Below are 5,671 nucleotides of genomic sequence, written 5' to 3'. Positions count from 1 at the left end.
TTGGTGCGGGATGTAGCAAGATTTAATTGAGAAAAGAATTTAAATTAAGTTGTTGACATCGAAAGGGAATGACGTAATATACGCCTCCCGCTTAACAGGGTCTACGGACACCGAGTTAAGCCGCTAACGAAGTTAGCATGCTCTTTAACAATTAGAACAAGACAATCTGTGTGGACACTCACGAAGTGAGAGTTCACCAAAAAAAATTCATATTTTTAATATTTAATTGAAGAGTTTGATCATGGCTCAGATTGAACGCTGGCGGCAGGCCTAACACATGCAAGTCGAACGGAAACATGTCTAGCTTGCTAGATGATGTCGAGTGGCGGACGGGTGAGTAATACTTAGGAACATGCCTTTGGGTGGGGGATAACTATTGGAAACGATAGCTAATACCGCATAACGTCTACGGACCAAAGGGGGCTTCGGCTCCCGCCCAGAGAGTGGCCTAAGCGAGATTAGCTTGTTGGTGAGGTAAAGGCTCACCAAGGCGACGATCTCTAGCTGTTCTGAGAGGAAGATCAGCCACACTGGAACTGAGACACGGTCCAGACTCCTACGGGAGGCAGCAGTGGGGAATATTGCACAATGGGGGAAACCCTGATGCAGCCATGCCGCGTGTGTGAAGAAGGCCTTCGGGTTGTAAAGCACTTTCAGTTGTGAGGAAAGTTTGATGGTTAATACCCATTAGATGTGACGTTAGCAACAGAAGAAGGACCGGCTAACTCCGTGCCAGCAGCCGCGGTAATACGGAGGGTCCGAGCGTTAATCGGAATTACTGGGCGTAAAGCGCACGCAGGCGGTTAATTAAGTCAGATGTGAAAGCCCAGGGCTCAACCTTGGAATTGCATTTGAAACTGGTTGACTAGAGTCTTGGAGAGGGGAGTGGAATTTCTGGTGTAGCGGTGAAATGCGTAGATATCAGAAGGAACATCAGTGGCGAAGGCGACTCCCTGGCCAAAGACTGACGCTCATGTGCGAAAGTGTGGGTAGCGAACAGGATTAGATACCCTGGTAGTCCACACCGTAAACGCTGTCTACTAGCTGTTTGTGGATTTAATCCGTGAGTAGCGAAGCTAACGCGATAAGTAGACCGCCTGGGGAGTACGGCCGCAAGGTTAAAACTCAAATGAATTGACGGGGGCCCGCACAAGCGGTGGAGCATGTGGTTTAATTCGATGCAACGCGAAGAACCTTACCTACTCTTGACATACTAGAAACTTTTCAGAGATGAATTGGTGCCTTCGGGAATCTAGATACAGGTGCTGCATGGCTGTCGTCAGCTCGTGTCGTGAGATGTTGGGTTAAGTCCCGCAACGAGCGCAACCCTTGTCCTTAGTTGCCAGCCTTAAGTTGGGCACTCTAAGGAGACTGCCGGTGACAAACCGGAGGAAGGTGGGGACGACGTCAAGTCATCATGGCCCTTACGAGTAGGGCTACACACGTGCTACAATGGCGAGTACAGAGGGAAGCGAACCTGCGAGGGTAAGCGGATCCCTTAAAGCTCGTCGTAGTCCGGATTGGAGTCTGCAACTCGACTCCATGAAGTCGGAATCGCTAGTAATCGCAAATCAGAATGTTGCGGTGAATACGTTCCCGGGCCTTGTACACACCGCCCGTCACACCATGGGAGTGGGTTGCAAAAGAAGTAGCTAGTCTAACCTTCGGGAGGACGGTTACCACTTTGTGATTCATGACTGGGGTGAAGTCGTAACAAGGTAACCCTAGGGGAACCTGGGGTTGGATCACCTCCTTACTATTACGGCGAACCTTGCTTCGTTGAGTGTTCACACAGATTGTTTTGTTTTGATGAAGAAGAGCAAAAGAAGTGCTTGGGTAACAAGTCACAAGAATGTTTTTGCGCAAGCAGAAGCATAAAATAGGCTTGTAGCTCAGCTGGTTAGAGCGCACCCCTGATAAGGGTGAGGTCGGCAGTTCAAGTCTGCCCAAGCCTACCAAATTTGTGTATTGCACAAATTACCTGCTGTAAAGCGGGGCCATAGCTCAGCTGGGAGAGCGCCTGCCTTGCACGCAGGAGGTCAGCAGTTCGATCCTGCTTGGCTCCACCATTTACTAGGTGGTTGTAAAACATTGCTCGAAGGTACAAGTAACCTTAATCAATACATACTTAAATAGTATTTATTGATTAGGGTTTTTTAAACCCTAATTGTGCGTAAGCATGATGTTCTTTAACAATATGGAAAGCTGATAAAAAAGTAATCGAAAACTAAAAGAGTTGTTCTTAGGAACTTACTCTATCTGATTTTTATGATTAGTAACTTGTCACGCATACAACGGTAATCGGAAGATTACACCTAACTCTGTAATAAAAGGACAGAGGGTGGACGAGTTGTTTGGGATTATCTCTGACGTTACTGAGATGAATTCGAACGACGTGTTGTTACTTAGGTTTATCTTAAGTAAGAATGAGGTCATTTGGGGTTGTATGGTTAAGTGACTAAGCGTATACGGTGGATGCCTAGGCAGTTAGAGGCGATGAAGGACGTGTAAGTCTGCGATAAGCTGTGGAGAGCCGACAAAATGCTTTGACCCACAGATTTCCGAATGGGGGAACCCAGCGCTTCGGCGTTATCTGCAAGTGAATACATAGCTTGTAGAGGCAAACGAGGGGAACTGAAACATCTAAGTACCCTTAGGAAAAGAAATCAACAGAGATTCCCCTAGTAGCGGCGAGCGAACGGGGAGCAGCCGAGTAGTAATGAAGTAGTGGAATGTGTTGGAAAGCACAGCGATACAGGGTGATAGCCCCGTACACGAAGCGTCATTATTGCCATATTAAGTAGGTCGGGACACGTGTTATCTTGACTGAAGATGGGGGGACCATCCTCCAAGGCTAAATACTCCTAACTGACCGATAGTGAACCAGTACCGTGAGGGAAAGGCGAAAAGAACCCCTGTGAGGGGAGTGAAATAGAACCTGAAACCGTATACGTACAAGCAGTAGGAGCAGACTTGTTCTGTGACTGCGTACCTTTTGTATAATGGGTCAGCGACTTATATTTAGTAGCAAGGTTAACCGAATAGGGGAGCCGTAGCGAAAGCGAGTGTTAACTGCGCGTTTAGTTGCTAGGTATAGACCCGAAACCGAGTGATCTAGCCATGGGCAGGTTGAAGGTTGAGTAACATCAACTGGAGGACCGAACCGACTAACGTTGAAAAGTTAGCGGATGACTTGTGGCTGGGGGTGAAAGGCCAATCAAACTCGGAGATAGCTGGTTCTCCCCGAAAGCTATTTAGGTAGCGCCTCGGACGAATACCACAGGGGGTAGAGCACTGTTAAGGCTAGGGGGTCATCCCGACTTACCAACCCTTTGCAAACTCCGAATACCTGTGAGTACTATCCGGGAGACACACGGCGGGTGCTAACGTCCGTCGTGAAGAGGGAAACAACCCAGACCGCCAGCTAAGGTCCCTAAATATTACTAAGTGGGAAACGAAGTGGGAAGGCTAAGACAGCTAGGAGGTTGGCTTAGAAGCAGCCATCCTTTAAAGAAAGCGTAATAGCTCACTAGTCGAGTCGGCCTGCGCGGAAGATGTAACGGGGCTAAGTAATATACCGAAGCTGCGGACGCAAAGTTTACTTTGCGTGGTAGGGGAGCGTTGTGTAAGTGGCTGAAGGTGAGCTGAGAGGCGAGCTGGACATATCACAAGTGCGAATGCTGACATGAGTAACGATAATGGGGGTGAAAAACCCCCACGCCGGAAGACCAAGGTTTCCTGTCCCATGCTAATCAGGGCAGGGTAAGTCGGCCCCTAAGGCGAGGCAGAAATGCGTAGTCGATGGGAAACGGATTAATATTTCCGTACTTGGTATATCAGTGAAGGGGGGACGGAGAAGGTTATGCAAGCCTGGCGTTGGTTGTCCAGGTGAAAGTGCGTAGAGTTGTTTCTTAGGCAAATCCGGGAAACTACATGCTCGAGACACGAGACGAGACTCCAAGGAGTTGAAGTTGCAAATACCATGCTTCCAGGAAAAGCCTCTAAACTTATGATATATCGAACCGTACCCCAAACCGACACAGGTGGTCAGGTAGAGAATACTAAGGCGCTTGAGAGAACTTGGGTGAAGGAACTCGGCAAAATCGTACCGTAACTTCGGGAGAAGGTACGCCCCTGTTTGTGATTGGACTTGCTTCATGAGCGAATGGGGGCCGCAGTGAAATGGTGGCTGGAACTGTTTATTAAAAACACAGCACTGTGCTAAATCGAAAGATGACGTATACGGTGTGACGCCTGCCCGGTGCCGGAAGGTTAATTGATGGGGTTATCTTCGGAGAAGCTCTTGATCGAAGCCCCGGTAAACGGCGGCCGTAACTATAACGGTCCTAAGGTAGCGAAATTCCTTGTCGGGTAAGTTCCGACCTGCACGAATGGCGTAATCATGGCCACGCTGTCTCCACCCAAGACTCAGTGAAATTGAAATTGCAGTGAAGATGCTGTGTACCCGCACCTAGACGGAAAGACCCCGTGAACCTTTACTATAGCTTGGCACTGAACATTGACCCTACATGTGTAGGATAGGTGGGAGACTTTGAAGCATTGTCGCTAGATGATGTGGAGTCTACCTTGAAATACCACCCTTGTAGGTTTGATGTTCTAACATTGGTCCCTTATCGGGATTGTGGACAGTGTCTGGTGGGTAGTTTGACTGGGGCGGTCTCCTCCCAAAGCGTAACGGAGGAGCACGAAGGTTGGCTAATCCTGGTCGGACATCAGGAGGTTAGTGCAATGGCATAAGCCAGCTTAACTGCGAGACAGACACGTCGAGCAGGTACGAAAGTAGGTCATAGTGATCCGGTGGTTCTGAATGGAAGGGCCATCGCTCAACGGATAAAAGGTACTCCGGGGATAACAGGCTGATACCGCCCAAGAGTTCATATCGACGGCGGTGTTTGGCACCTCGATGTCGGCTCATCACATCCTGGGGCTGAAGTCGGTCCCAAGGGTATGGCTGTTCGCCATTTAAAGTGGTACGCGAGCTGGGTTTAGAACGTCGTGAGACAGTTCGGTCCCTATCTGGTGTGGGCGTTGGATGATTGAAGGGAGCTGCTCCTAGTACGAGAGGACCGGAGTGGACGAACCGCTGGTGTTCGGGTTGTTTTGCCAAAGGCATTGCCCGGTAGCTACGTTCGGAATCGATAACCGCTGAAAGCATCTAAGCGGGAAGCGAGCCCTAAGATGAGTCATCCCTGTACGTTTAACGTACCTAAAGGGTTGTTGAAGACTACGACGTTGATAGGCAGGGTGTGGAAGCGTAGCAATGCGTTGAGCTAACCTGTACTAATTGCCCGTGAGGCTTAACCATACAACGCCCAAGTGGCTTCGAAAGAAGTGCTAAGCGTTTATGAGTGACAAGTAACAACATAAAAATTATAGAGTAAGACTAGAGACCTCTTTAGCCTCGATTACGACCTAACTCCTTAATGGAGAAGGGTATCAGCTTTTACATATTGATTTATTGAGTGACAACTTGATAAATAACAGTTTTTGTCTGGCGACAATAGCGATGTGGCCCCACCTGATCCCATTCCGAACTCAGAAGTGAAACACATTAGCGGCGATGGTAGTTTGGGGTTTCCCCATGCGAGAGTAGCACATTGCCAGACTCCCATTCAGAAGAAAGGCCACCTGCATAAGGTGGCCTTTTTTT

General features: G+C 48.7%; 2 tRNA genes and 3 rRNA genes. All 5 read left to right on the top strand.

Annotated elements, in window-relative coordinates:
* The first annotated feature begins 223 nt into the window (after nt 1-223).
* Nucleotides 224-1,756 (top strand): 16S ribosomal RNA (locus GARC_RS00025).
* Nucleotides 1,757-1,881: 125 nt separating this feature from the next.
* A tRNA-Ile gene (locus GARC_RS00020) sits at nt 1,882-1,958 on the top strand.
* Nucleotides 1,959-1,993: 35 nt separating this feature from the next.
* Nucleotides 1,994-2,069 (top strand) — tRNA-Ala (locus tag GARC_RS00015).
* A 379-nt stretch (nt 2,070-2,448) separates the two neighbouring features.
* Nucleotides 2,449-5,326, top strand: a 23S ribosomal RNA gene (locus GARC_RS00010).
* A gap of 185 nt (nt 5,327-5,511) precedes the next feature.
* Nucleotides 5,512-5,627 (top strand): 5S ribosomal RNA (gene rrf, locus GARC_RS00005).
* The 16S, 23S and 5S rRNA genes sit together here with 2 tRNA genes alongside, the layout of an rRNA operon.
* The last annotated feature ends 44 nt before the right edge of the window (nt 5,628-5,671 follow it).

It is taken from the genome of Paraglaciecola arctica BSs20135 (genome assembly GCF_000314995.1).
GTDB lineage: Bacteria > Pseudomonadota > Gammaproteobacteria > Enterobacterales > Alteromonadaceae > Paraglaciecola > Paraglaciecola arctica.
Note: the sequence above shows the minus strand (reverse complement) of the source record. Positions and strands in the feature narration are given on the sequence as shown.